Origin of the sequence: Mesorhizobium sp. M7A.F.Ca.CA.003.01.2.1, assembly GCF_003998945.1 — a bacterium.
GTDB lineage: Bacteria > Pseudomonadota > Alphaproteobacteria > Rhizobiales > Rhizobiaceae > Mesorhizobium > Mesorhizobium ciceri.
Window position 1 is genome coordinate 12236 of the sequence record NZ_RZRA01000003.1, and the last position, 22873, is coordinate 35108.

Below are 22873 nucleotides of genomic sequence, written 5' to 3' on the forward strand. Positions count from 1 at the left end.
GCTTGGTGATGATGAACTCGGCCAGCAGCTCGGCATCCGAATGGCCTTCCCATAAGCCGAAGGAATCCTGAGTACGAATGAGCCGCAGGAGGCATTTGACGAACGGGGAAGCAAGGGCCTCGTCGTCCCCGTGGACAGCAGGGCCAACCGGTTCATGAGGAATTTCGCTTTTCCCCAATTTCAGTACTCCTCTTGAAGGACGATCTCTTTTTCTGCGATGTGTGGTTCGGGCGCTTGCGTGGGCGGGGAATGGCTTGGGCGAGCCGATCCCACGCAACAGTGTCCCGTGGCCGACCTCGAGCACGTCCACCAATGCGAGACCTTTCACCGCGGCGCGAACGCCTGCGCCGCGGTTCGACCCGAGGTAAACGCAATGGAAATTCCACCTGCCGCAAGCCGCGCACTTTTGCGGCATCGACGTTATTGCTGCGAAGTGCGCCTGGGCGGGCGGATTTGCCGGTGTTCAATTCCAATTGTCATGCCCTTCGCGATCCTTGCTCAGGAAGTGACAGCGTTTTGAGTTTCGGAAGTCTTGTTTTGCGGAGCCACACAGAGACCCGCGTGACAGGCAGGCTCACCCGTGTAGTTGGCCAGGGCTTGGAGCAACGAGGTGAGGTAGCGCTGTTTGGTTTGGTCCGGCACTGGCTCCGAATGGTCCAGCGATTTGATTGCCACCTCGATCAACTCGATCGCCCGGTCCTTGTTGCCGCTCTCGTAATAATACTGAGCGACCGGAAAGTAACACCCGAATTTAAAGTCTCCATCGCCTTGCGGAGGATTAAGTTCCAGGATCTGTTCGGAGAGCTCCTTGCCCATCGCAAAGCGATCATCATGCGGAAGATGGGAGTTGTCGATCGTGGGATGGAAGAGTTGGTTCAGCGCCATCACCACCCAAGACATCGCTTCGAACTTTTTGTTGATCGCGTCCTCGACCAATTCGCGCATAAGCGGCAAGCCGGTTTTGATGTCGCGCAGCTTGTGAAGCAGAATATCCGCATGAACCCGCCGAAAATCAAAAGAGTCTGGCATCACGGCGAGGCCTTCTTCGATGGCCAATAGTGCCGCTGCCCAATCCTCGTCCTGCATCGCCGGCCCAAGTTTGGCGTATATCGGCTGACTCAGCGACGATTCGCGCACACGCGAGATTCGCTTTGCATCGACGGCTTTCGCTTCATAGCTGCTGCGCCAGCTGCCGTTAAGGACTTTCGGCAAAACGTCATCGAGAGGTGCCGGGTGGCCGATATAAGCGATGTGGCCGTCGCGGTCGACCACGAACGAGGTGGGAATCCCGAACGAAGAGCTGGGTTCCAGCCAGAGCTTTTTCATTTCGCCAGTGCAATCGAACGCTGTCCGATAATTCAGATTCGGGAACTTCTCGGTCAGCCAGGCATCCACGTTGGTCCGCGCTTCGTCCGCGGTTGCAGCCTTTTCGCAAGCTGCGACTCCGATAATCTCAAATCCGCTGTCTTTATATTTCTCCTGCAGTTCGATCAAATGGGGCATGGCGTGGACACATGGTCGGCACCAAGTCGCCCAAAATTCAACGAGGTAGACCTTGCCGGGCCGAAGGCTCGTGAGGGGCTCGCCACGCAGCCAGTTCTCCACTTTCAGCGCAGGAGCCGGGGACCCCATACGCAGTTCCATCTTGGTGTCCAAAGTCATTCCACACCTTTCGTCTCTTTTGTCGCGGAATATTTTCCAGTCAAAATCGGACACGGTCTCGAGGGCATTGCTCCCTCTCGCTTGCTTCAGCGGAGCTCTCACCGTGTTGCCGCACATCAAGCACGGCAAAGGGCATGCCAACCCTTCTTAGCTTCGGCAAGCGCCGGTACCGCCTTGAATAAGCGAGCCCTAACACGGCCAGCTGACGTTAACCTGAATGTCGGCTTTCGACGGCTCACCTTAGCGGCTGCCGTTTAGGAAGGTGAGAGTTTGGCTGGCCCGCTGGCGATAAGACCGGCTTCGGCGTCCTGGAGTAGTCGCACTTCGGCGATGGGGTCGAAAGTGCGGGAGAGGCTCGGTACCCTTGCAGCCACCGCCGCATGTGGCCCGGCGTCATAATTCGCGTCGCGGTTGCCAACGGCGGCGTTGGGCTCGATCCACGTGGCGTTGAGCCCGACAGCACGTAAAGCTGCATCGTGATTGAATGCCCTTTGCTGTTTCACGCCAAGCAGGAGTCGCGCGACGCTACCTTGCTCAAGCGCGAGCAGAGCGATCTGACGCCGTAGGAATATTGCTCGTCCCGCTTTTGCCGCCAGAGGCGGAAATCTTTCCTGAATGCCACCGCCGATCATCAATATCGACGAATCATATCCCGCTGCCCATTTGTTCGACTCCGAGGTCGGGCCAGCACTCCGTCAAGGGACGGTTGATGAACCCTAGATGCTCGGGATTGGCGCATGGCGCGCGCCGCAGAAGGCTGTCAAGGATGCGGCGCGCTCGCCAGGCCAGCAGCCCAAAGTTCGGATCAGCCAGCCCGCGCTGTCCAAGGCAGGCGTTCTGAACGAAAAGGCGTCGGTCTCGCGGTCCGTCCCAGTACACCGAAAAATCCTCGCCGATGGCGAGCTCATTGCCGATCTGTTCGAGGCGATCTGCGATCGGTTCTAGGAAACCCGGCAGCGGTTTCTCGTACCCGGTGGCCAGGATGACGATATCGGCGGTTACTTCTCCGATGTTGTCCAAGCCGCGTTGCAGCGTGAGCCTGTGCCCTGCTCCGGCATTGATGCAGCGCGACACGTTGCAACTTGGCCGCAATGTGATCTCGCATTGGTGTGGCTCGAGAAAGGCGTGGTGGTAGAGCGCCTGATAGACCGCGCGCAACTTGCTTTCTGAAATGCCCTCGGAGGCAAGCGCGAAACGCCGCAGGAACAGCTGTCGATGCACCTCGCTCATCGCAGCAAAACGATCCGAGAAGCATGGCGTGAACAGCCCGTTTGTGAACGCGTGGTCGTCGAAAGGCATCTCGCGCGTCAAGACCCATGTGATCGCCGCGGGCCGCCGTTCTTTCGGCCGGCCGACAAGGTGCAGTAGCAGCTCGGCTCCCGACTGTCCGCCGCCAACAACGCAGACATGCTTTTTTTGCACCTCAGGATTGATGTGGGCCAACTCAGATGAGTGGAACAGGTTGGGTCCAGTCCAGCCATGAAACTGAGGCGGAATTTGCGCCTGCTTGCCTATGTCGATGACGAGGTTTCTTGCATCAAGGACCGCGTTGTCCGTCCGCACGCGAAACTCGCCGTCAAAGCGGATTTCGCGAACGGCCTCGCCGCCACGGACAAGCGGATTCTTCTGGAACGCCCAGTTGAGATATTGGGCGAACTCGGCTCTAAGCACCCCGTGAAATTGCGCATTGAGGAAATTGTAAAGACGCCCGTTCTCGTGGAGGTAGTTTACGAATGTGTAGGCTGATCGCGGATTGACCAGAGTAACCAGATCCTGGAAGTGGCCGACCTGGAGCTCCGCGCAATCGAAAGCGCTGCCTGGATGTCCTCGGAAATCGACCTCCCGGTCCAGGAACAGTGCCCCTTGCGCAATCTCTTCCTGTATCTGACACGCAAGGCTCAAATTAGATGGTCCAGCACCCACACCAATACAAAAGAGGTCCACTTATCCTTACTCCTCTAGGAGTGTTTTCCAACTCAGCGGCATGTTGACGTCGATTGCCGGGCATTGAGCAATGCGAACCTCACAGGCATGCTTGAGCCGCGGTCCCGACTGAGAGGACAGCAAAAGCGTGTGCCGCCTTCCAGGTCTTGGGCTCAATGTCGGCGGCATCGACAGCGGCGCGGCGTGATCCGAACCCAAGAGCAGAAGGAAAGTGTGTGATGCTGTCGCGCGGCTCTTCCGGATCTTACGGCGGCTTCTAGCGCCGGCCTCCACCCCAGGAGTGGCTGTTTCCCTGCCACGACGGAAGCGGCTCTTTCTTTCGAGGGGCGTAACCATGGATAACGGCTCTTAATGCTTTCGGAGACTCCCATGCATGCGGCGTGCCGGATAAAGACCTGTCAAACCAACGAGTTCGCGCAGTTCCAGCTCGTCTGGAATCCGACATTGTCGCACGCCCGACGATCGGGCAGGGGAAGCTCCGCGGCAGCGGCCCTTGCACACCGCAGGCTGACAGGGACAGCCGCCGATTTGACGCGCGTCCGGGTACTGATAAGGGGCCTTCCAACAGGGTTCGCGCACGAGGCGGGGTCTCCTGGTACACCCGCCCTGTGGCTTGGCTGCGGTCTGCTGCAGCCGTTCGTCTTTACTGCCCGTTGCGGACGATCTCGCACGAGTTGGTTCACGAGAGCGTCGTGAAGCAGTCGAGGCGTCCGGTTTGGCTCTGACAAGCGTCGCAAGATGTTCGCGGATCCAGCCATGTCTCCGCAATCCGACCGGTAACCGACGACGACTTCGGACTGGTTGGCGGTCCTACGACCTGATCGGTGTTCCTACGGAGCTGATCAGCGAGCCAAAAACAGCGGCAATGTGGTCTTCCCAAAGCTCCAGCTCGGCGGACCGCCGAAAATCCGCTCACGCAGCCCACGGCTGCCATAAGCACCCATAACCATCATGTCAGCACAGATGTCGTTCGCGTGCTGGGTCAGCACTGTGCCCGCCGATTTGCCGGCGCTCTTAAGCAGGTCAACGGAGACCCGAGCACCGTGCCGAGTAAGATAGGCAGCGATGTCAGCTCCAGACTGCGCGCCTTTCCCGTTGTTTTGCGCCTTTGGATCGACCATAGCGACACAGACTTCCTTGGCAGCGGATAGGATACTAAGAGCTTCCCGAACCGCACGCGAGGCCTCTACACGCGAATCCCAGCCGACCAGCACGCGTCGAGGCGACAGCGTCGCCTTAACGCCCTTCGGCACGATGAGCACCGGCTTTCCGCTATCGAACAAGCAGCCGTTGACAACAGGAGGTCCGAGAGTCTCATCGTTGAGGAGGTCTCCTCCAACGATCGTCAGGTCAGCGCAGAGCGCCCGCTGTCGTGCCACTTCACCGAGGCTAGCCGGATCGCAATAGTCGGTGTCAACGTCACAGGAAAGCGACATAGCTTTCAGCCTTTTGAGGATATCCGCGGACCGTCTTTCCATTCTGGTCACGTCCTGTGAAAATTTCTCGATTTGCTGAAATCGATAGTTCGGTACTGCAATTGCCTGTGCACGTCCTGTATTCCATTCGGGGGGCGGAGACGACATCAAGAGCAATGGAGGCGGTATAATGAGTACCGATAGGTGCGCGCCGACCTCGGCACACAGTCCGGCAGCTGTTGTGAGGTCCTCATCAGAATGATCAGCACCCGTCACACTGAATATGCTTTTAAATTCCATTTGCCTGCTTCTCCTGGTCTTCGTTAGGAGCGCCTCAAAGCGGCAACACCGCTCTCAGGAGGAAGAGAGAGCGGCACCACGTTCGATCACCGATTTCAGTCGTCCGGCTTCTCGAGCGAGTAGCCGGCCGACCTGACGGTGCGAATGACGCTGCCGGGCAAGGCCGTTTTCAGCGCCCTCCTGATTCGGCTGATATGGACATCGACGGTGCGTGCACCGACATGAATGTTGGGCAGCCAGGCCGCCCCGATAAGCTCGTCCCGGCTGAAGACCTTGCCGGGGGCCTCAATCATAAGCCGCAGCACGTTGAAATCGATCCGTCCGAGATGGATGTCGTGGCCATTACCGCGAACCCGATGGGCATCGAGCTTCATCTCCAGGCCTCCACAACAAATCCAACTGTCGTTTTCAACCCCGTTCGGACCACGCTTGGTCAGCCCGAGCCTCGCCCGCAGGCAGTCGAGCAGCTTGGCCGGAGCCACCGGCCGCACAAAGCTCTCAACGCCTGCCTTCAAGAGATCGAGGTGCTGGTGCTCGGCGCCAGGCGCGATCAGGGCGATGATAGGCAGGTCGGTGGTGCGCGGTTCCCGCTTGAGGTGGGCGCAAATTGCGGACCCGTTTATGCTGGCTGGGTCGCAATCCAGCACTACGGCCTGAAGCTCCCGTTGTTCGGCCAAGGCCAGCGCAGCCTTCGCGCCGTCTGCCGTCTCACTGCTGAAACCGTCAACCTCCAGTATGTGGCTGTAGAGCAGATAGAACTCGGCATCTTGCGAGCAGATCAGGACCAGCGGCTTCTTCATCGGCGATACCCCAACAACCTGGTCGGCCTCGAGTCCCTGGATCGAGGGGACTGGCCAACATAGTTTCTCGGGTCCGTCATGATGGCCTTTCTCGAAAATCGCGCCCATCATGCCAGCGCCACGTGGGGAAAGGTTTCGATGACTGAAATCGCATCGTCGACCAGCTTCGTACCGGCCGTGGCGAGCTTCAGGAGCGTCTCGAAGCCAAACCGGTGGACATCGCGCAGCGTTTTGGACAAAACGACCAGCCGTCCGGTCGTGAAAAGCACCCGACCAAAACCCTCATGGCTCACCTGGATCATCGGCGATGCCATAAGGCCGCAGCGCTCCTCGATCGCAAGCCCGATGGCGGCGTAGTACTTGTCGAGCCTCCACAGCACGTCGGGATCGGGATCTCCGATGATTGGGATCCCTCGGCGCTGTTCCTTGGTAATGATGAAGTCGCCCAGCAGCTCAGCGTCCGCTTTGCGTTCCCACGAGCCATAGGAATCCTGAGAACGGATCAGCCGCACGAGGCATTTGACGAACGGGGTGCAAAGAGCCGCCTCGTCTTCGGCGACAGCTGGGGGGATTGCGGGGTCAGGCATTGGCGTCCTCCTCTTTTCAGTCCTCGTCCTCGAAGGACGGTTTCTTTTCGGCAATGCCCGCTCGCGCCAGCACCTTGCGCAGCCAAGGCGGAGGACACGTCCTGAGCATCATCTGCGTGCGCAAGAGCACCTGTGGGATCGATTGGGGCTCCGCCACTTTGATCGGGTGGATTTTTGCCGCGACAAGCTTGGCTGCCGAAGGGCCGCCAATTGCCAGACAAAACAGGATCTGACAGCCCTTGAGCGCATCCACCTTTGGCGTGATGCGATCATCGCGCTCGGCCCGATGCTCCCCGCTTTCATCGGACACGTCATCGAAGGCCACGGCTTCTACGAGATTCCATTCCTCGCGCGTCACGTCGTAGACAGCAAAGCGCCTGGCCGACCCGAAATGGGCGTTGAGGTCCTGCATGTCCTGAGTGGCGATCGCAACGCGCAATGCGCCCTTACGTCGTTCAGGCATCGGGGCGAAAACCTCACTACTGACCAGCGAGAGGCGGCGAACAGCGTTCATCGTGATATTTCTCGATTACGGAGTGGATCAAGCGCCTCAGGAGTGGGCGCGTGTTGGTTGGCCTGGAAGATGCTGGCGACCTCGAAGATCATGTCGCGGGTGCCCTGATAGAGAATTGCGAGCTTGTGCTGGCTGCCTAGTCGATCGAAGACCGGGAACCCGATGCGCATGAGCGGAATTCGGAGCCGCTCCGATGCTTGGCGCCCGTGCGAATGCGTGACAAGCAGGTCAGCACCGACGGCAAGACTTTCCAGATCGCCGAGATCGCCGATCTGAACCGAAACCGCCGGGACTTTCTCGAGAATTTTAGACCTGTCGGTCGTTGTGACGGCCGCGGCTATCTCGGAGCCGAGGCCAGCAAAGAAGGTCGCAAGTTGGAACAGCTGGTCTGGTTCGGCAGCGATGGCAATTTTCTTGCCGCCGAAATGGAAATGTCCGTCGAGCATCGCGTCCTGCAATTGCGCCCGGCGCCGGCGCACGCGGGCCGGTACCGCCGCGCCCGAAATCGCAGACAGCAGCGACACGAAGCGGTCCGTGTCCTGCAGCCCAGTCAGTGACTGGAACAACACGTAAGGCACGCCGGTCAACCCGTGCAGCGCTTTCGCCGGGCGGCGCATGTGCTCACCGATGGCGATGCATTGCATGGCCGTGCCCAACTCGCGAATGTCTTCGACGCTGGTGCCGCCGTATGTGGTCGCTACCCAGCGGTCAGGAACCGTACCGTCGAGCGAGCCTGAAATGTCGGGCAGAATAACCGGCTTGAGCCCAAAGCTTTCAACCATGTCACGCATATGCTCGATGTCGGCGACAGTGAGGTTGCATCCGGGCAGGATCGCGATCTTCTTCGGCTGCCGCGCACGTTCGCCCGAGCCTGTAATCCCTTTGATCATTGCGGTGACTGCCTTGGCCCAGCCCTCTTCGATCGCGCCGTCAAAATCCGGCGTGTTGGCCAGCACGACCTCCGTACCCGCAAGCTCTTGCGTGTGCTTCAGCTTGATGTTCGCAATATCACTCGCGCAATCTTCGCCACGCGTCTCCACCAGCGCGGTCGTGCACACCCCGATCAGCTTTGGCTTCGTGCGGTTCTTGAGGTTGAGGATGGCTTCTTCAAGATGGTCGGCAGCGCCGAGGATGGTCGCCACCTCATCCATCGCTGTTGTCTGCAATGGAATCGTTTCTTTGAAGTGCCGTACGAAGAGCACGAGCGCGAAGCTTGTGCATCCCTGGCTGCCGTGGAACAGCGGCATCGCGCCGTCGACCCCAAGAAAGGCAAAGGCGGCACCCAGCGGCTGCGACGACTTCAGCGGGTTCACCGCCGCGGATTTGGTCTGGGGAAGGATGCGGGCCATCGGTCGCCTCAACACTCGCTGAACTCGTGTGCCGTCGCGCCGGCGAATTCATCGAACAGGTGCCCGGACTCCTTCTTCGTGCATGGCAGTTCGTCTTTTAGATCAGGCTGGCAATCCCACGGGGCCGGCTGGCGCACCTGAGACCAGACCGGATTGTGAATGGCGAGGTCGATCTGGCGTACGAGTTCCACCATGCCGGCATAGCCGGCATAAGGGTGCTGGCGCTCCTGGTTGATATCGAGCCAGGGCGTCTTGGCCTTGAGCGCAATGAATTGCGTGCGACCGCCCGACAGCATGATATCGGCCCTGTGTTCAGAGAGCATGGCGTACAGCTCGCGCGCAGCCATGTATTCGAACATATGCTTGTCGTGCTTGAGAACTTGTTTGATGCGCTCCTTGTCCTGCACCGTAGATTTCTTGACCGAGGTGCCGACGATCTCGATTCCGATCTCCATCAGCGCACGGACAACCGACCAGGACTTCACACCGCCTGTGTTGAGCAGCACGCGCTTGCCTTGGAGCCTTTGCCGGTAGGATTCGAGTTTCTTCCACGCGATCGCCTCCTGCTGCGCGATCAGCGTCTCCGTGCGCTCGAGGATCTCCGGATCGGCGCCCTTCCTCACCAGCAGCCTGACAAGGTTGCGAAGAGCTTGCGATGTGTCGGAGATGCCATAGAAGGAGCCCTCGAAGAACGGGATGTCCCAGCGCTCCTCCATCTTGCGGGCAAGACTGATCAGCGCGGTCGAGCACACGATCATTGCCGCCCGGGCGCGGTGCGCGGAAGCAATGTCGCGGTAACGCGCATCGCCGGGAATGCAGGCGCGCACCCGGATGCCGAGCCGATCGAGGAGCGGCTTTACAAGCCAGAATTCGCCCGAGAGGTTGAATTCGCCAAGGATGTTGATGTCGTAGGGCCCGGGGTCGTCGGGTTCGACCGTGCCGATGACATGATCGAGCAACGCCTCGGCGGCGAGCTTGTTGCCGAGGTTCTTGGAGCCTGCCAGGCCAGGCGCATTGATCGGCACCACGGCCAAACCGAACTTTTCCGTGGCGCGTTTGCACACGGCCTCGATGTCGTCACCGATCAGCGCCGTTACGCAAGTTGAGTAGACGAAGATCGCCGGCGGCGCGTATGTGTGCTTGATCTCGCGGATCGCCTTGAAGAGTTTCCGCTCGCCCTGCCCCATCACCAGGTCGAGTTCGGTGAGGTCGGTCGTGAAGCTTGTCCGCCACAAGGTCGGCCCTGACGAAACCGCACCACGGTTGTCCCAAGAATTGCCCTCGCAGGCGAGCGGCGCATGGACCAGATGCGCAACGTCGGTGATCGGCTGCAGGACGATCTTGGCTCCGTCAAAGGCGCAGCCGCCGGCTGCCGCCCCTGGTGTCAGCGACTTCGAGCAGCCCTCCTTGCGCGCCTTGGCATCTTTGCCACGGTTCTTATCGCAGGCGGGCTCATCGAAGGCGTCCTTGATTTTGGCGCTGAGGGAGGACATCGCTCAGCCTCCCCAGTCCATTGGGCAAGGAATGGCCTCGGCGAAAAGCCGGCCACGGCTCTTAGCGCGTGAGGTCATAGGAATAATCCGTCACACCCGTCTCGCTCGTCTCGCGATCGAGTTTGTCGAAGATCTTGTCGAGGATCGTCGTCAGCACGCGCAACGCGCCCTGGTAGCCAAAGAGCGCAAAGCGGTGATGATGGTGCCGATCGAAGATCGGAAACATCAGCCGGATCAGCGGCGTTCCGGTGTCGCGCTCCAGGTACTTGCCGTAGGAATTGCCGATCAAAAGGTCCACCGGCTCGGTAAAGAGCAGCGAGCGCAGCGCCCACAGGTCCTTGCCCGCCCAAACCTGGGCAGCCTTGCCGAAAGGCGAGGATGCTAGCAGCTTCTTCAAATCGGCTTCCCATGCCGAGGTGCCATTGGTGGCGAGGCAATGGGTTGGCTCGCCGCCGGTCTCCATGACAAAGCGGGCCATTGCGTGAACGAAGTCGGGATCACCGTAGATGGCGTATTTCTTACCATGCAGCCAGGATTGGCTGTCCGCCATGGCGTCTACCAGTCGGCCGCGCTCGAGGCGAATTGCCTCGGGAATCTCCTTGCCGGAAATCGCCGCGACCTCCATCAGGAATTCGTCCGTCGCCTGAACGCCGAGCGGATAGTGGAACGAGGCCGTCGCCTGCCCGACCTCCTCGCAATAGCCCAGTGTCTTTCGGGTGTTGTGATGCTGCAGCGAAAGCGTTGCCTCGGCGTTGAGGGCCTTCTTCACCTCGTTGATCTTCGTGCCCCCGTCATACATGCGGTATTCACCGTCCGAAGGCGTATCGAACTGGTCAGAGGCATCCTGGATCAATGTATAGGACACGCCCATTACATCGAGCAGGCGCTTGAGCTCCCGGTTGTTGCCGACGCAGAAGCCGTCGAAGCCCGGAATGATGTTGATGGTTCCTTCGATTTGCGTACGCTCCTGACCTTTCCAGAAGTGCTCCAAAATGCCTTTGACCATGTTGTCATAGCCGTCGACATGACTGCCAACGAAGGCCGGGGTGTGGGCAAAGGGCACGTCGAAGTCGCGCGGGACTGAATCTTCGTCCTTGGCGTTCTGGATGAAGCTGTGCAGGTCGTCGCCAATGACCTCTGCCATACAGGTCGTCGACACGGCAATCATCTTGGGGTCGTAGAGCTGGTAGGTGTTGGCGAGCCCGTCGACCATGTTCTTCAGGCCGCCAAACACCGCCGCATCCTCGGTCATTGAGGAGGAGACCGCCGCGGCAGGCTCCTTGAAATGGCGCGACAGGTGCGAGCGGTAATAGGCGACGCAACCTTGGCTGCCGTGGACGAAGGACATGGTTCGCTCGAAGCCGGCGGCAGCGAATACCGCACCCAGCGGCTGGCAGGCCTTGGCCGGGTTCACGACAAGCGCTTTGCGGGCGAGGTTCTTTTCGCGGTATTCCCACGTCTGGGTGAAATCGCGCTGATCGGAAACGATTTCATCGGGGTGCGGACATTCGAAGTTTAGCTTCTTCTCAGCGAGCATCTTTCTGTATTCCGGCTCGCGGAACAGGGGAGCGTGATCGAGAATTTTTTCAGCCGACTGCGGCATGATGATTACCTCTTTTGCATCTGGCTGCGCGGGACGGCAGCTCAGGACGTCAAGACGTTCCAGGCTCCGGCGGATCAGAGGCCGCGGGAGTTCACCGTCTCAGTGGGAGACTGGGGCTGAAGCAAATGTTTATTCGGCAGCCATCGCCCGCTCATCGCCCCGGCTTCTTTTCCAAGGCGCGTGGAATAGGTCCCAGACCGGGTTGTTAATGGCGAGATCCACATCACGTGCGAAAATGGCAAAGCCGTCGTAGCCGTGATACGGGCCTGAATAATCCCAGGAATGCATCTGGCGGAACGGTATGCCCATCTTCTGCACCGGGTATTTTTCTTTGATTCCCGAGCCGACCAGATTTGGGCGAATCCCTTCGATGAATTTCTCCAACTCATAGCCGGTCACGTCATCGTAGATCAGCGTGCCGTTCTTCACGTAGTGGCCGGTGCGCTGATAGTCGTCGCTGTGGGCGAATTCATAGCCGGTGCCCACGATGACCATGCCGAGGTCCTCGTAGGCCGTGACGACGTGGCGGGGGCGCAGGCCGCCGACATAGAGCATCACGGTATTTCCTTCCAGGCGCGACAGGTACTTGGCGATGACCGCATCAACAAGCGGCCTGTACTTGGCAATGACCTTTTCGGTCTTCTCCTCGATTTCCGGCCCAAAATGCTTGGCTATGTTGCGCAGAGAGGCTTCGATCTGGGAGGGACCGAAGAAATTGTACTCCATCCAGGCGACGCCATACTTTTCCTCCATATGCCGACAGATGTAATTCATCGACCGGTAGCAGTGGATAAGATTGAGCTTAGCCTTCGGGGCGCGCTCGATCTCTGCGAGTGTGGCGTCACCCGACCAGTTGCCAACCACGCGCAGCCCTATCTCCTCAAGCAGTATGCGCGAGGCCCAGGCATCGCCGCCGATATTGTAGTCGCCGATGACGTTGACGTCGTAGGGGCCGGCCTCGAACTTGACATCCTTTTTGTCGAAGACCCAATCCCGGATTGCATCATTGGCGATGTGGTGGCCAAGCGACTGCGAGACGCCGCGGAAGCCCTCGCAGCGTACCGGCACGATCGTCTTGTCATACTCCTTGGTCTTTTTGCGAGAAACGGCCTCGGTGTCATCGCCAATCAGGCCGATAGGGCATTCGGACTGCACGGTGATGCCGTTGTTGAGCGGAAACAAGACTTCAATCTCGTCAATGATCTGTTCCAGCTTCTTGTCGCCGCCGAAGACGATGTCCTTCTCCTGGAAATCGGAGGTGAACTGCATTGTCCCGAACGTGTCGACGCCCGTTGTACCGACGTAGTAGTTGCGGCGCTGCGACCAAGAATATTGGCCGCAGCCGACCGGGCCGTGCGAGATATGGACCATATCCTTGACTGGCCCCCACACCACGCCTTTCGAACCAGCATATGCACAGCCGCGAATCGTCATCACCCCGGGAATGGACTTGATGTTCGATTTGACGTCGCATTCGGAAAGGACCTCGCTTTCCCCGCCAGCCTCGTTGCCGCTCTTTGCGACGTTGAGGTGCTTCTTGCGGCGCTTCGCCGCCTTGTCGGGATAATGCGACAGCACCTCTTCGATAAGCTTCGCATGAAGAGCACCGTCATTCTCGTATTCCCGGCTCATGAGTCCCCCTTTCAAGGTTGGGTGACGCCTCAAAGAATAGGCGCCGTTCTCTGCAAGGCGCGCCGATTCATGGCAGCGCTAATGTCACTACTGGGCCGCCGCCTTCGCCGCTTCCTTGGAGTGAAGCTCGGCAAGCATCTGCTCGTCGGTCTTCATGATGCCGAAGTCGAGCAGCATCTCCTCCAGCTCCTCCATGGTGATCGGCGTCGGGATCGTACCCTGGCCCGAATTGGCGTGGATCTTCTCGGCCAGAGCGCGGTATTCCCCTGCCTGCTTTGAGTCCGGCGCGTACTGGATCACCGACATCTTCCTGAGTTCGGCATGTTGGACGATGTTGTCGCGGGGCACGAAGTGGATGAGCTTGGAATTCAATCGGCCAGCCAGTGCTTCGGCCAGATCGAGTTCGCGGTCGGTTTGACGTTCATTGCAGATCAGCCCGCCCAGCCGCACACCGCCCGAATGGGCATATTTGAGGATGCCCTTGGCGATGTTGTTGGCGGCATAGAGCGCCATCATCTCGCCGGACATGACGATATAGATCTCCTGGGCCTTGCCTTCGCGGATCGGCATGGCGAAGCCGCCGCATACCACGTCGCCGAGGACGTCATAGGAGACATAATCGACATCGTCATAAGCGCCATTCTCCTCGAGGAAATTGATCGAGGTGATGACGCCGCGGCCGGCGCAACCGACACCCGGCTCGGGGCCGCCGGACTCCACGCACTTGATGCCTCTGTAGCCCACCTTGAGCACGTCCTGGAGTTCGAGGTCTTCCACCGAGCCTTCCTGTGCGGCGAGATCCAGGACGGTATCCTGAGCTTTCGAATTCAGGATCAAGCGTGTGGAATCGGCTTTGGGGTCGCATCCTACGATGAGGATTCTCTGCCCGAGGTCGACAAGGGCAGCGAGCGTATTTTGGGACGTGGTGGACTTGCCGATGCCGCCTTTTCCGTAAAAGGCGATCTGACGCAGACCTGACATAATAGCTTTCCTTCCTTCGTTCTAATTATCGCGACTGCCCGCGACACAAGTGCCGATAGGCAGCTCGTGCCGCCTCACACCAAGCATCGCAAAAAGCGTACCAGCGTGATCGGCCGATCCCAGAAGAAACTTTGTCATTAAATTCCAGCCGCTTAGACGGCGGCAAAACGCGCGAACGGGCCTTTCAGGCGTCTGTCACGGACACGACAAAGCCGACACAGATTGTCGTGCGCCATCCAAACCGCCGTGTGTCGAGCTCGAAGCGGGAGAATGGGGAAGTTAGCCCAAAGCTGATGGCGAGACCATCGGAAGACATCGGCTCTTGTCTTTCCAGCCTGCCATTGATCGGGCGGTCGCTGGATGAGCAGGAGCCTGGGGCTTGACCGCGGCGCGGGTAGTTCAGGCAGGCTTACAGAGCGGGAACGCCGGCGGCCGATAGACATCCGCGCTTAACCTTTCATAGCCCGTCTACAAGTTGGTTCCGCCGACGCGCTATATGGAAGCCAAATAATTCAGTAGCTTAGCCGAGAGCATTGATTTTTTCAGAAAGATACGTGTTATACGCGTATGAACCGCCGAACCCATGGTCGGCGCCCTCATGCGCGTGAGACCCCGTTGTGGGCGAGGCTCGCGACTGGCTGCACGATCCTAGCCGGCCTGCTTGCCATTGAGTTTGGTCCCGCCGCGGTAGGCTGCGGCATCAAGGGCAACATCAGCTACAACACTGGCAAGAAGATTATCACGTTCTTGGACAGGAATCTTACTGGGAGACACGCATCAACCTATTGAAGGGCGAGCGGTGGTTTTGTTCAGAGGAAGCTGCACGAAAGGCGGGCGGGCGGGCTTCGAGAGGTTAGTGTCGCGGCAGCTTGCAGATCTGCCCACGGGGCCGCCACGATCGCAAAGTGTGTACAAAAGCGCCCTCTCTGCCGAACTGAACAGTGCTCACGGCCATAGCCTCGGATGAGCCCGACTGGCTTGACCTCTGCATGATGAGAGCAGCTTTTACACCAGGTGCGCAGCACATGTCTTTAACGAACGCATCGTCTTCAAGAATATAGAGAGCAATTCGGAAAACCGAGTAGTTGGCGGCGAAGCTAGGAGAAGGTATACACTACCCTCTTGTTACCCCAGAGTAGAACGTGCAGCTGCGGCAAGACGCGGGCTTCGAACCACCTGTCGCTGGTCACCTTTTCTACCAGCGGTTCCATGCGCATCATATTCCGTCGGACTCGACAGAGACGTCTTCATTACCACGGCGGGGCGGCGTGTGATTGCCGGGTTGCAGACAAACCTCGCCGCGACGTATTTGGGACGAGTGGTGTCGGCACCGAATCCCTATCATTTAGACTAGCCAGCTTGGGGAGCGCCGTCAGACCGCCAGACCGGAAGAGGAGGCTTCGCGCCAACTTGTGCCAAGAATGTTGGACCGTGCGGAACCGCTGGGGCGGCGCTCAACTCTGGCGCAGGATGAAGCGTCGATTGGGTGAATGAATAGGGCGCGCGTTCGACGGGTAGAGTGAGGCAAATCGCTGGATGTCTGCCGGATCAACGTCAACCGGTTCCATCGCCACCATCCACTCGACGTTTTCGGTGCACGGCGGCGTCGTCAGTGAGCCCTCATAAGTCCAATAGCCAAGCGAGGCTGGCAGAAGCCAGTTGGGATTCACCTCGTCGATCGTCACCTCCCCATTCGGCAGTTCGGGAAAGGCCGCAGCAAGGGCAGCAAAGCTGGCATTTGTCGCGCCGGGCGTTAAAAAGACGCCCAGCACGCCCAGAGTACCACTTTGCGTGTCCTTGTGAACGAAATGCACCTCCATCGGGAAGCTCTTGCCCGCCACGTGATGTTCGCTTGGCGCATGGAAATGGAACTGTACCAGTTCGTAGACACGATCGCCGCGGGTCAGCGTGCTGCCTTGTGGCATATTGATTTGAATGGTGTGGCCGTTGTTCACCATATTGCCGCCGCCCTTGTGCCAGCCGATGGCGATATGCGGGATATCCGCCTTGACCGCGCTGTTGATATTGATCGGCGATTGCTGCGTGCCGGCAGAGCATACGAAATTTTCCTTATCCAGATCAGCCCAGTGCTCCGGTCCGACCGGACCGGTGTACCCCCAATGGGCACTGGTCGCTTGGGCGGCTTGAACGCAAATCCGGCATGCGCCGAGCGCAACCAACCCTTTGATCAGGTGACGACGATACATATTACTTTTGCTCCTCTTGCGAACTGATGTTGGTGGCTGCCCTAATGGACGCGTGATGGCCAATCGGCGCGGCCAGTATTGTCCTTTGCAACTGATAGATGCCCGCACGCCTTGGCGTGCTTTCATAAGTGCGGCTGCCGTTTCTCGGCTGGCCGGCTTCTGCAGCCCGCAACGGGGGCAGTTTCAACCAGCTAAACGATAAAAAATTTTAGCAGACCAGCGCTTGACCCCCGCCGCAAAGGCACAGGCGAAGGTGATCACTGCGCGGCTGCCGTTCGCGCCGGAGGCCGCATCGCTATACTTTACACTCGCTGCCCAAGGAGACGCAGGCGACCCCAATACGTTTTCATCGCTACTCCCGACGCAGCCGACCCACGCCACGAAAACGTTGCTATATTTCACGTTGGGCCAATGAGGAAATCGATCTTCTTTATGGAAGGCATTTGCGCAATGGATGCATTCCCATGCTGACAGTCGTGCGTCAGGCCGGACAATGAGATACATCGATAAGAGCTGGACAAGGATGAGGGGATGACGTGCTTGCGACGGAGCAGGTGGGGCGAGAAGGCCAGTTCTTGCGGATTTCAACTTTGCGTGACGACAGCTCATCGGAGTCAAGGTGACACACGCCGGCAGCGGGGTGTCCGGGCGGTTTCCAGCCGCACAATCGCGAGACCGCTGACGCGAACAAAGCTCGGCTGTACTCGGCACGCGAAGAGAGCCTGCCAAGCCGTTGGAGCCCGGCCTTCCGGTGCGACGCAAGCCACAGACTAGACCGCCCTCTTGTTACCCCAAAGCAGAACGTGCAGCTGCGGCAACACGCGGGCTTCGAACCACCTGTCGCTAGTCACCCTTTCGACAAGCCATTCCATTCGCATCATTATTCCGTCCAAGTCGACAGAGGCGTCTTCACTGCCAGGGAGCGGCGGCGTGTGATTGCCGGGTTGCAGATAGATCGGAAGGTGCGGATATCTCGCCGCGACTTCTTTGGCGTAGGCATAGTCACTCTCGTCGAAAACGACGAGCTTGAGCACGATTTGCGGCTTCTCTTGCGCCGCTTCGAGGCATGCATCAAACGCAGCCCAACGGGTCGTCATCTCGCTGGACGGCGGCTTTGGGCTAAGGGTCAGCACGTCAAGATCCGCAAACCACTCCCTCACCACGGAACCCTGCGTTTCCAGTGCAAAACGATAGCCCTCGCGATGGCCTCGTTCTATGAGGGGACCGAACGGCTGAATGGCCGGGTTGCCGCCTGACAAGGAGACCATAACCGGCCTGCCGCCGGAAAGCGCATGGACGGTTTGCCACACGGCATCGATCGGCATCGGTAGCCATTCATGGCGATACTGATTGTCCACCGCGTGAAGGCTGTCGCACCATGAACAGCGATAATCACATCCGCCGGTTCTGATGAACACCGTCGGCAAGCCGATGAGCACGCCCTCGCCCTGGATAGTCGGCCCGAATATCTCGCTCACACGGATTGCGGGATGCATGTCGGTCACGGACGGTATTCCGCCCAAGTTTTCGGTGTTTCGCTAACGCGCACGGCCGCGGTCTGCGGCAGACGTGCCTTGCACCATTCATAGAAATGTCTGGCCAGGCATTCCGCCGTGACCTTCTCATGTCCCAGCACGTCGTTGAGGTGCCGATGGTCGAAGCTCTCGTCAATGTAGCGTTTGAGCGGCGCCAGATCGTGATAGTCGCGCACGAAGCCGTGGGCGTCCAGTTCCTTGGCCGACAGCTCCACTACGACGACATAGTTATGCCCGTGCAGGCGCGCGCATTGATGGTTGGGAGGCAAGGAGGTGAGCTGATGCGAGGCCGAGAAGTGGAATTCCTTGCTGATGTGGAACATTACGCGCGCCTCCTGCGCAGCGCCTCAAGCCAGAAATCGGCGTCCTCGTAGTCGGTGGGATCAGCGTGCCCGGCGAGATGGAACGCTTCGCGCCGCTCGACGCAGGTCCCGCATCGTCCGCAGTGACGCACGCCGCCCTTGTAACAGGACCAGGTCTCAGCAAACGGGGTGCCGTATCTTGCGCCATCCGCAACAATGTCAGCTTTTCCGAGATTCACATACGGTGCATAGAGGCGTATCTGCGCATAGCCGTCGAGCGCGCGGTCTTGCATTGTCTGGAAAGCTTCAATGAAGGCCGGACGGCAATCGGGATAGATGAAATGGTCCCCACCATGCACGGCCGCCGCCACCGCTTCGGCGCTGTGGGCGGCGGCGAGACCGAAGGCGATTGCCAACATGATGGCATTGCGGTTCGGCACCACCGTAATCTTCATCGTGTCTTCGGCGTAGTGGCCGTCCGGCACGTCGATACTGCTAGTCAGCGCTGAGCCGGAAAGGCCACGGCCAATTTCGCCGATGTCGATGATCTGGTGCGGGACCTTCAGTCGCTGCGCGCAAAGAGCGGCGAAGCCCAATTCCTTCCTGTGCCGTTGGCCATAGTCGAAAGATAGAAGGCCGGTGAGTTCGTGCTCCGCTGCCACCATGTGAGCAAGGGAAACGGAGTCCAATCCGCCAGAGCAGACGGCGAGAGTCTTCATCATTGGTATCCTTGTTTTGACCGGGTAAGGCTGCGACCGGAGATTTCTCTGCGCCCCCACTACTCCAGCGACTCAGTTTTGTGAACCGGGAGAATTTGCGCTCAGCCCGATTGGAACGGGAGTGCGTCGCGTCCAACACGCGTGATCAATAAAAGTTGAGCGCTTCAGCAGTTTGTTTCGCATCGCGCCAACTTTCGCAACCTGCTGTCCGATCGTCGACTTCGAGACAAGGTGATGTTCGGCCGACATCGGCTGACTCTTAATTAAGCCGCAGAACACATGTTGGCTTTCTGGCCTTCGCTTGTGCGGTTGGCGAGGGCGACATGGATGCCAGCAAATTTGACATTGGCGACATCCGCCTGGAGAACCCTGCGCGGCGCGATTGAGGCCGCAGGCGAGCCTGCTCTAACTGCCGCCCTACAGTCCCGACTTCAATCCGATTGAGAACGCCTTCGCCCAACCTAAGGCGCTGCTGCGAGCAAAGGCCGAGATAACCATCAAGGCTCTATGGGACTGACGTTGCCCCAGCAGTTTTGAGTTCGTTTCCGGCGTGGGTTGTGCCCTGCTGGGCGGGTGAAGCGACGGGCGCTGGCGCGGAGCCTTTGGCATAGCGCAGCGCGAGCGACCGTCGCGGATTGAAGGTGCTGGCGAACTTGGCCGGGGTCTGCCAGGGGGGAGTGCGGCCGCGCGGTGTTGTAGTCGGCGTGCCACAGGGCGATGGCTACGCGCGCCTGAGCCAGCGAGGTGAACAGCGTCTCGTTGAGCAGTTCATCGCGCAGTCGGCCGTTGAAGCTCTCGATGAAGCCATTCTGCATCGGCTTGCCGGGCGCAATGTAATGCCATTCGACGCGGTTCTGATCCGCCCAGGAGAGGATGGCGTTCGAGGTGAACTCGCTGCCATTGTCGCTGACGATCATCCTGGGCCGGCCCCGCTCGGTGATGAGCCGTCCAATTCGCGGGCAACCCGCATGCCCGAGAGAGACGTATCAACGATGAGTGCGAGGCACTCTCTCGTGCAGTCGTCGACGACGGCCAGGATGCGGAAGCGGCGCCCGTCGGTGAGCTGGTCCGATACGAAGTCGAGCGACCAGCGCTCGTCGGGCCTCAGCGGCACCAGCATCGGCGCCCTGGTCCCGATCGCCCGCTTGCGGCCGCCACGGCGGCGACGGCGAGCTTCTCCTCCCGATAGAGCCGGAACAGCTTCTTGTGGTTCACGACCAGGCCCTCCCGCCTCAGCATCACGAGAAGACGCCGGTAGCCGAACCGGCGACGCTCCTGCGCGATCGGCCTTCATCCGCTCGCGAACCTCGCGGTCGTCCGGCCTGCTGGTCTGGTAGCGAACCGTCATGCGGCAACAGCCGATGGCTTTACACGCCCGCCGTTCGCTCATCCCGAAGCCTTCCTTCAGGCGAGCGACAGCTTTCCGCTTGGCGGCGGGCGTCACCATTTCTTTCCCACAAGGTCCTTCAACGCGGCATTGTCGAGCATGGCGTCGGCCAAAAGCCGCTTCAGGCGCGTGTTCTCGTCCTCCAGCGCCTTCAGGTCGCCGAGCCTCGGTGACATCCATCCCGCCGAAGCGGGCCTTCCAATTGTAGATCGAGGCGTCGCTGACCCCGTGCTTGCGGCACAGATCGCCAACCGATACCCCGGCCTCGTGTTTCTTCAAAATTCCGATGATCTGCTCTTCAGAGAAGCGGCTGCGTTTCATGTCCTGGTCCTCTGGATGGGCCAGAACGAACTTCAAACCGGATTAGATCAGAGGGGCAAGGTCAGGACGCCTCGGCGCGGTCGTCGACCTCTTCACCCCAGCCGAATGTGCCAACTACTTCAAAGCCGCAGGATATGACCTGGATCAGATAGGACGTGCTCCAATGGTTTACACCTGACACAGGAGTCCGGCCCCCACAACCGTTTCGCAATGAGGAGCAGCGCTGCCGCTGCTCCTCCAATCACACGACGGATTCACGATGCGGCAACTCGAGCCATGATTTCGGATCCAATGGCCGATGCGGTGTATAGTGAGGCATCCAGCGGCAAATCCCCAAATGCCAGTTGACACAGAAGATAATTAGCACCTGCCTCTTCCAGCTGATCAAGGAGAGCTTTTCGGACAGAATCTGCCGTTCCCACGACGCACAATTCACTTTCAATTGCTGCATCGAAGTTCAAAGGCAAGTTTGGTGGAGTGGAAATGGCATTTAGTTCGTATAGAAATTTGAAGCTATTGAGCCATCGTTCATAGGCAGGTGCTGCGAGCAAATACGCATCTGTTTCAGAACGCCCTATCACCACCATTCGGAGCAATCCAAGAAATGGCGCTTGCTGGCCAATGTCAGCATCGTGAATTCGGGCGGCGCGGAACGCGTCGGTAACGCTGCGAACAGAAGTGGAAGGTCCGACGCAGGCGATGTTTGCCCCATTCGCAGCGGCCCAGCTAGCCGGCTCGGGTCGATTGGTGGCGATCCATGTCGGCGGACGGGGATATTGGTGAGGTCTCAACGTCAGCGGAACATCTTTCAACTCAAAGTGGCGGCCCTGATAAGAAAGCGTCCCGCCTTTCATCGCATTGATGAGAATCTCACTGGCCTCCGCATACTGTTCTGGTGCTGCTTCTACAGCAACCCCGAAGTATCCCAATTCAGTGGGAGCAGAGCCGCGCCCTATGCCGAGTTCAAGCCTGCCGCCGCTCAACTGATCAAGCATGCAGATCTCCTCGAAGGCACGCAGCGGATGATAGAGCGCAAGTAGCATTACCATGGGACCAACACGAAGACTGCGGGTTCGCTGGGCGACGCTCGCTAAGAACAAATTCGGTGATGGACCTCTGCCATGCGGCGTACAGTGGTGCTCGGCGAGATGATACGCATAAAAGCCATAGCCATCGCACGCTTCTGCTAGGCTCAGCCGATCTGCATATTGTTGTGCGATGTCATCGCCGTTTTCGTCCAGATGATCGAAGATGCCGAAGGTCAGGCCCGAAGCGGAAATTTTCTTCAATTAATTGTTCTCCAAATTACCTATATTTATTCGCTAATCATCATAGCTCACGACATATCATTACTTGATGCTTAATGTGAATCGACTTCATGCTTGTGAGCACCGCGATCCTTCTTAAAGTTCATACAGACGCGTTCGGCGGCAGCAAGGAATTTGTCCATCTGCTCTGTGGTGCCAATGCTGACGCGAATACAGTTCTTCAAATCTACGTCAGGAAAGCTGGCGATGAGGATCGCCTGCTCTTTCAACGCGGCTTGCCAGCATGAGCCCTCCTGTCCCGCCGGCACACGGGCCAGCAAAAAGTTTGCGTGGGAGGGTGTTACGGAAAAGCCAAGTTGCAACAGCGCCAGGGTCACTCGCTGTCGTTCATGCTTGATGTGCCTGTGGTTCTCTTCGTAGGCGTGGCGATGCGCAAGAATGCTTTTCCCGACCGCCTGCCCGATCACGTTCATGTTGAAGACATTCTGGATGTTGCGCAGCCTGCCAATGATTTCTGGGTGACCGAAACCGAAGCCGACTCGCACGCCAGCGGCAGCATAGCTCTTTGAAAAAGTCCTCAAGATCAAAAGATTCGGATGTCTATTGACGAGGCGCAGGGCATTGTCGGGTGCGAAGTCAACGTAGGCCTCATCCAAGACGACCAAGCGATCTGCTTGCTCCACAAGGCGTTCGATTTCGGCCACCGGCACGAATGTTCCGGTCGGATTGTTCGGATTAGCCAACAGAATGAACTTCGCGTCTTTTGCGGGGCCGGACAGCAGTTTTTCTATCGGCAGGGGATGAGCTTCGCTCGATGCGATTTCGAGAAACTCGGCACCCTGCAACATGGCAAG

18 protein-coding genes and 3 pseudogenes are annotated in these 22873 nt (G+C 58.9%); 1 reads left to right on the forward strand and 20 read right to left on the reverse strand.

The window, feature by feature from the left end; genetic code table 11:
• Positions 1-498 precede the first annotated feature (498 nt).
• The 17 genes and pseudogenes from EN969_RS00435 to queC all read right to left on the reverse strand — a co-directional run bounded on the left by EN969_RS00435 (position 499) and on the right by queC (position 19043).
• Positions 499-1662 carry a TlpA disulfide reductase family protein gene (locus EN969_RS00435; RefSeq protein WP_245438181.1) on the reverse strand — a complete coding sequence of 388 codons (1164 nt, stop codon included), beginning with the start codon at positions 1660-1662 and terminating at the stop codon, positions 499-501.
• Between the two features lie 254 nt (positions 1663-1916).
• A complete protein-coding gene (locus tag EN969_RS00440) occupies positions 1917-2294 on the reverse strand; it encodes a hypothetical protein (RefSeq protein WP_024505270.1) in 378 nt (125 codons plus the stop codon).
• A gap of 13 nt (positions 2295-2307) precedes the next feature.
• Positions 2308-3606, reverse strand: a complete 1299-nt coding sequence (locus tag EN969_RS00445; RefSeq protein WP_063169368.1) for a SidA/IucD/PvdA family monooxygenase — start codon at positions 3604-3606, stop codon at positions 2308-2310.
• 842 nt (positions 3607-4448) lie between these two features.
• Positions 4449-5321, reverse strand: a complete 873-nt coding sequence (locus tag EN969_RS00450; RefSeq protein WP_063169369.1) for a universal stress protein — start codon at positions 5319-5321, stop codon at positions 4449-4451.
• A 95-nt stretch (positions 5322-5416) separates the two neighbouring features.
• A complete protein-coding gene (locus EN969_RS00455) occupies positions 5417-6232 on the reverse strand; it encodes a response regulator transcription factor (RefSeq protein WP_063169370.1) in 816 nt (271 codons plus the stop codon).
• Positions 6229-6708 (reverse strand): NifX-associated nitrogen fixation protein, encoded by a 480-nt coding sequence (locus EN969_RS00460; protein ID WP_024505267.1) that lies wholly within the window; start codon positions 6706-6708, stop codon positions 6229-6231. The genes EN969_RS00455 and EN969_RS00460 overlap by 4 nt, the downstream gene beginning before the upstream one ends.
• Positions 6709-6724: 16 nt before the next feature.
• Entirely contained in the window at positions 6725-7222 is a 498-nt protein-coding gene (gene nifX, locus EN969_RS00465; RefSeq protein WP_063169371.1) for a nitrogen fixation protein NifX, read from the reverse strand.
• A complete protein-coding gene (gene nifN / locus EN969_RS00470; RefSeq protein ID WP_024505265.1) occupies positions 7219-8571 on the reverse strand; it encodes a nitrogenase iron-molybdenum cofactor biosynthesis protein NifN in 1353 nt (450 codons plus the stop codon). Before nifN ends, nifX begins: the two co-directional genes overlap by 4 nt.
• Before the next feature lie 8 nt (positions 8572-8579).
• Positions 8580-10064: a nitrogenase iron-molybdenum cofactor biosynthesis protein NifE gene (gene nifE / locus EN969_RS00475; RefSeq protein ID WP_024505264.1), complete on the reverse strand. Its 1485-nt coding sequence runs from the start codon at positions 10062-10064 to the stop codon at positions 8580-8582.
• Positions 10065-10125: 61 nt separating this feature from the next.
• The gene (nifK, locus tag EN969_RS00480) at positions 10126-11667 is read right to left on the reverse strand and encodes a nitrogenase molybdenum-iron protein subunit beta (protein WP_024505263.1); all 1542 of its coding nucleotides are present in this window, start codon (positions 11665-11667) and stop codon (positions 10126-10128) included.
• 129 nt (positions 11668-11796) lie between these two features.
• Positions 11797-13299 (reverse strand): nitrogenase molybdenum-iron protein alpha chain, encoded by a 1503-nt coding sequence (nifD, locus tag EN969_RS00485; protein WP_024505262.1) that lies wholly within the window; start codon positions 13297-13299, stop codon positions 11797-11799.
• Positions 13300-13386: 87 nt separating this feature from the next.
• Positions 13387-14280, reverse strand: coding sequence for a nitrogenase iron protein (nifH, locus tag EN969_RS00490; protein WP_024505261.1), 894 nt, complete (start codon positions 14278-14280; stop codon positions 13387-13389).
• Between the two features lie 1097 nt (positions 14281-15377).
• Positions 15378-15574 (reverse strand): annotated as a pseudogene (locus EN969_RS35735) (7-carboxy-7-deazaguanine synthase QueE); the annotation flags it as partial.
• Positions 15575-15734: 160 nt separating this feature from the next.
• Positions 15735-16487 carry a carbonic anhydrase gene (locus EN969_RS00505; RefSeq protein WP_063169372.1) on the reverse strand — a complete coding sequence of 251 codons (753 nt, stop codon included), beginning with the start codon at positions 16485-16487 and terminating at the stop codon, positions 15735-15737.
• A gap of 770 nt (positions 16488-17257) precedes the next feature.
• Positions 17258-17983, reverse strand: coding sequence for a 7-carboxy-7-deazaguanine synthase QueE (gene queE, locus EN969_RS00510; RefSeq protein WP_164548811.1), 726 nt, complete (start codon positions 17981-17983; stop codon positions 17258-17260).
• Positions 17984-17988: 5 nt separating this feature from the next.
• Entirely contained in the window at positions 17989-18345 is a 357-nt protein-coding gene (gene queD, locus EN969_RS00515) for a 6-carboxytetrahydropterin synthase QueD (protein ID WP_063169374.1), read from the reverse strand.
• On the reverse strand, positions 18345-19043 hold the full coding sequence (gene queC, locus EN969_RS00520; protein ID WP_063170389.1) for a 7-cyano-7-deazaguanine synthase QueC: 699 nt from the start codon (positions 19041-19043) through the stop codon (positions 18345-18347). The genes queD and queC overlap by 1 nt, the downstream gene beginning before the upstream one ends.
• Positions 19044-19412: 369 nt before the next feature.
• Between queC and EN969_RS00525 the strand changes: the two are divergent.
• Positions 19413-19554: pseudogene (locus EN969_RS00525) on the forward strand (transposase); the annotation flags it as partial.
• On the opposite strand, the pseudogene EN969_RS00530 reads toward EN969_RS00525, so the two are convergent.
• The 3 genes and pseudogenes from EN969_RS00530 to EN969_RS00540 all read right to left on the reverse strand — a co-directional run.
• A pseudogene (locus EN969_RS00530) lies at positions 19549-20751 on the reverse strand (IS3 family transposase). The pseudogenes EN969_RS00525 and EN969_RS00530 overlap by 6 nt on opposite strands.
• Before the next feature lie 254 nt (positions 20752-21005).
• Positions 21006-22040, reverse strand: coding sequence for an LLM class flavin-dependent oxidoreductase (locus EN969_RS00535; RefSeq protein WP_063169375.1), 1035 nt, complete (start codon positions 22038-22040; stop codon positions 21006-21008).
• Positions 22041-22111: 71 nt separating this feature from the next.
• Positions 22112-22873: histidinol-phosphate transaminase (locus EN969_RS00540; RefSeq protein ID WP_164758119.1), on the reverse strand; the 762-nt coding region annotated here is incomplete at its 5' end.

What these genes read in the sequence shown, in the direction of transcription:
- queD (WP_063169374.1), bottom strand. Translation starts at nt 18,345, where the DNA reads ATGTTCCACATCAGCAAGGAATTCCACTTCTCGGCCTCGCATCAGCTC.
- EN969_RS00460 (WP_024505267.1), bottom strand. Translation starts at nt 6,708, where the DNA reads ATGCCTGACCCCGCAATCCCCCCAGCTGTCGCCGAAGACGAGGCGGCT.
- nifE (WP_024505264.1), bottom strand. Translation starts at nt 10,064, where the DNA reads ATGTCCTCCCTCAGCGCCAAAATCAAGGACGCCTTCGATGAGCCCGCC.
- nifX (WP_063169371.1), bottom strand. Translation starts at nt 7,222, where the DNA reads ATGAACGCTGTTCGCCGCCTCTCGCTGGTCAGTAGTGAGGTTTTCGCC.
- EN969_RS00505 (WP_063169372.1), bottom strand. Translation starts at nt 16,487, where the DNA reads ATGTATCGTCGTCACCTGATCAAAGGGTTGGTTGCGCTCGGCGCATGC.
- EN969_RS00435 (WP_245438181.1), bottom strand. Translation starts at nt 1,662, where the DNA reads ATGACTTTGGACACCAAGATGGAACTGCGTATGGGGTCCCCGGCTCCT.
- EN969_RS00450 (WP_063169369.1), bottom strand. Translation starts at nt 5,321, where the DNA reads ATGGAATTTAAAAGCATATTCAGTGTGACGGGTGCTGATCATTCTGAT.
- EN969_RS00440 (WP_024505270.1), bottom strand. Translation starts at nt 2,294, where the DNA reads ATGATCGGCGGTGGCATTCAGGAAAGATTTCCGCCTCTGGCGGCAAAA.
- queC (WP_063170389.1), bottom strand. Translation starts at nt 19,043, where the DNA reads ATGAAGACTCTCGCCGTCTGCTCTGGCGGATTGGACTCCGTTTCCCTT.
- nifH (WP_024505261.1), bottom strand. Translation starts at nt 14,280, where the DNA reads ATGTCAGGTCTGCGTCAGATCGCCTTTTACGGAAAAGGCGGCATCGGC.
- EN969_RS00455 (WP_063169370.1), bottom strand. Translation starts at nt 6,232, where the DNA reads ATGATGGGCGCGATTTTCGAGAAAGGCCATCATGACGGACCCGAGAAA.
- queE (WP_164548811.1), bottom strand. Translation starts at nt 17,983, where the DNA reads ATGCATCCCGCAATCCGTGTGAGCGAGATATTCGGGCCGACTATCCAG.
- nifK (WP_024505263.1), bottom strand. Translation starts at nt 11,667, where the DNA reads ATGCCGCAGTCGGCTGAAAAAATTCTCGATCACGCTCCCCTGTTCCGC.
- nifN (WP_024505265.1), bottom strand. Translation starts at nt 8,571, where the DNA reads ATGGCCCGCATCCTTCCCCAGACCAAATCCGCGGCGGTGAACCCGCTG.
- nifD (WP_024505262.1), bottom strand. Translation starts at nt 13,299, where the DNA reads ATGAGCCGGGAATACGAGAATGACGGTGCTCTTCATGCGAAGCTTATC.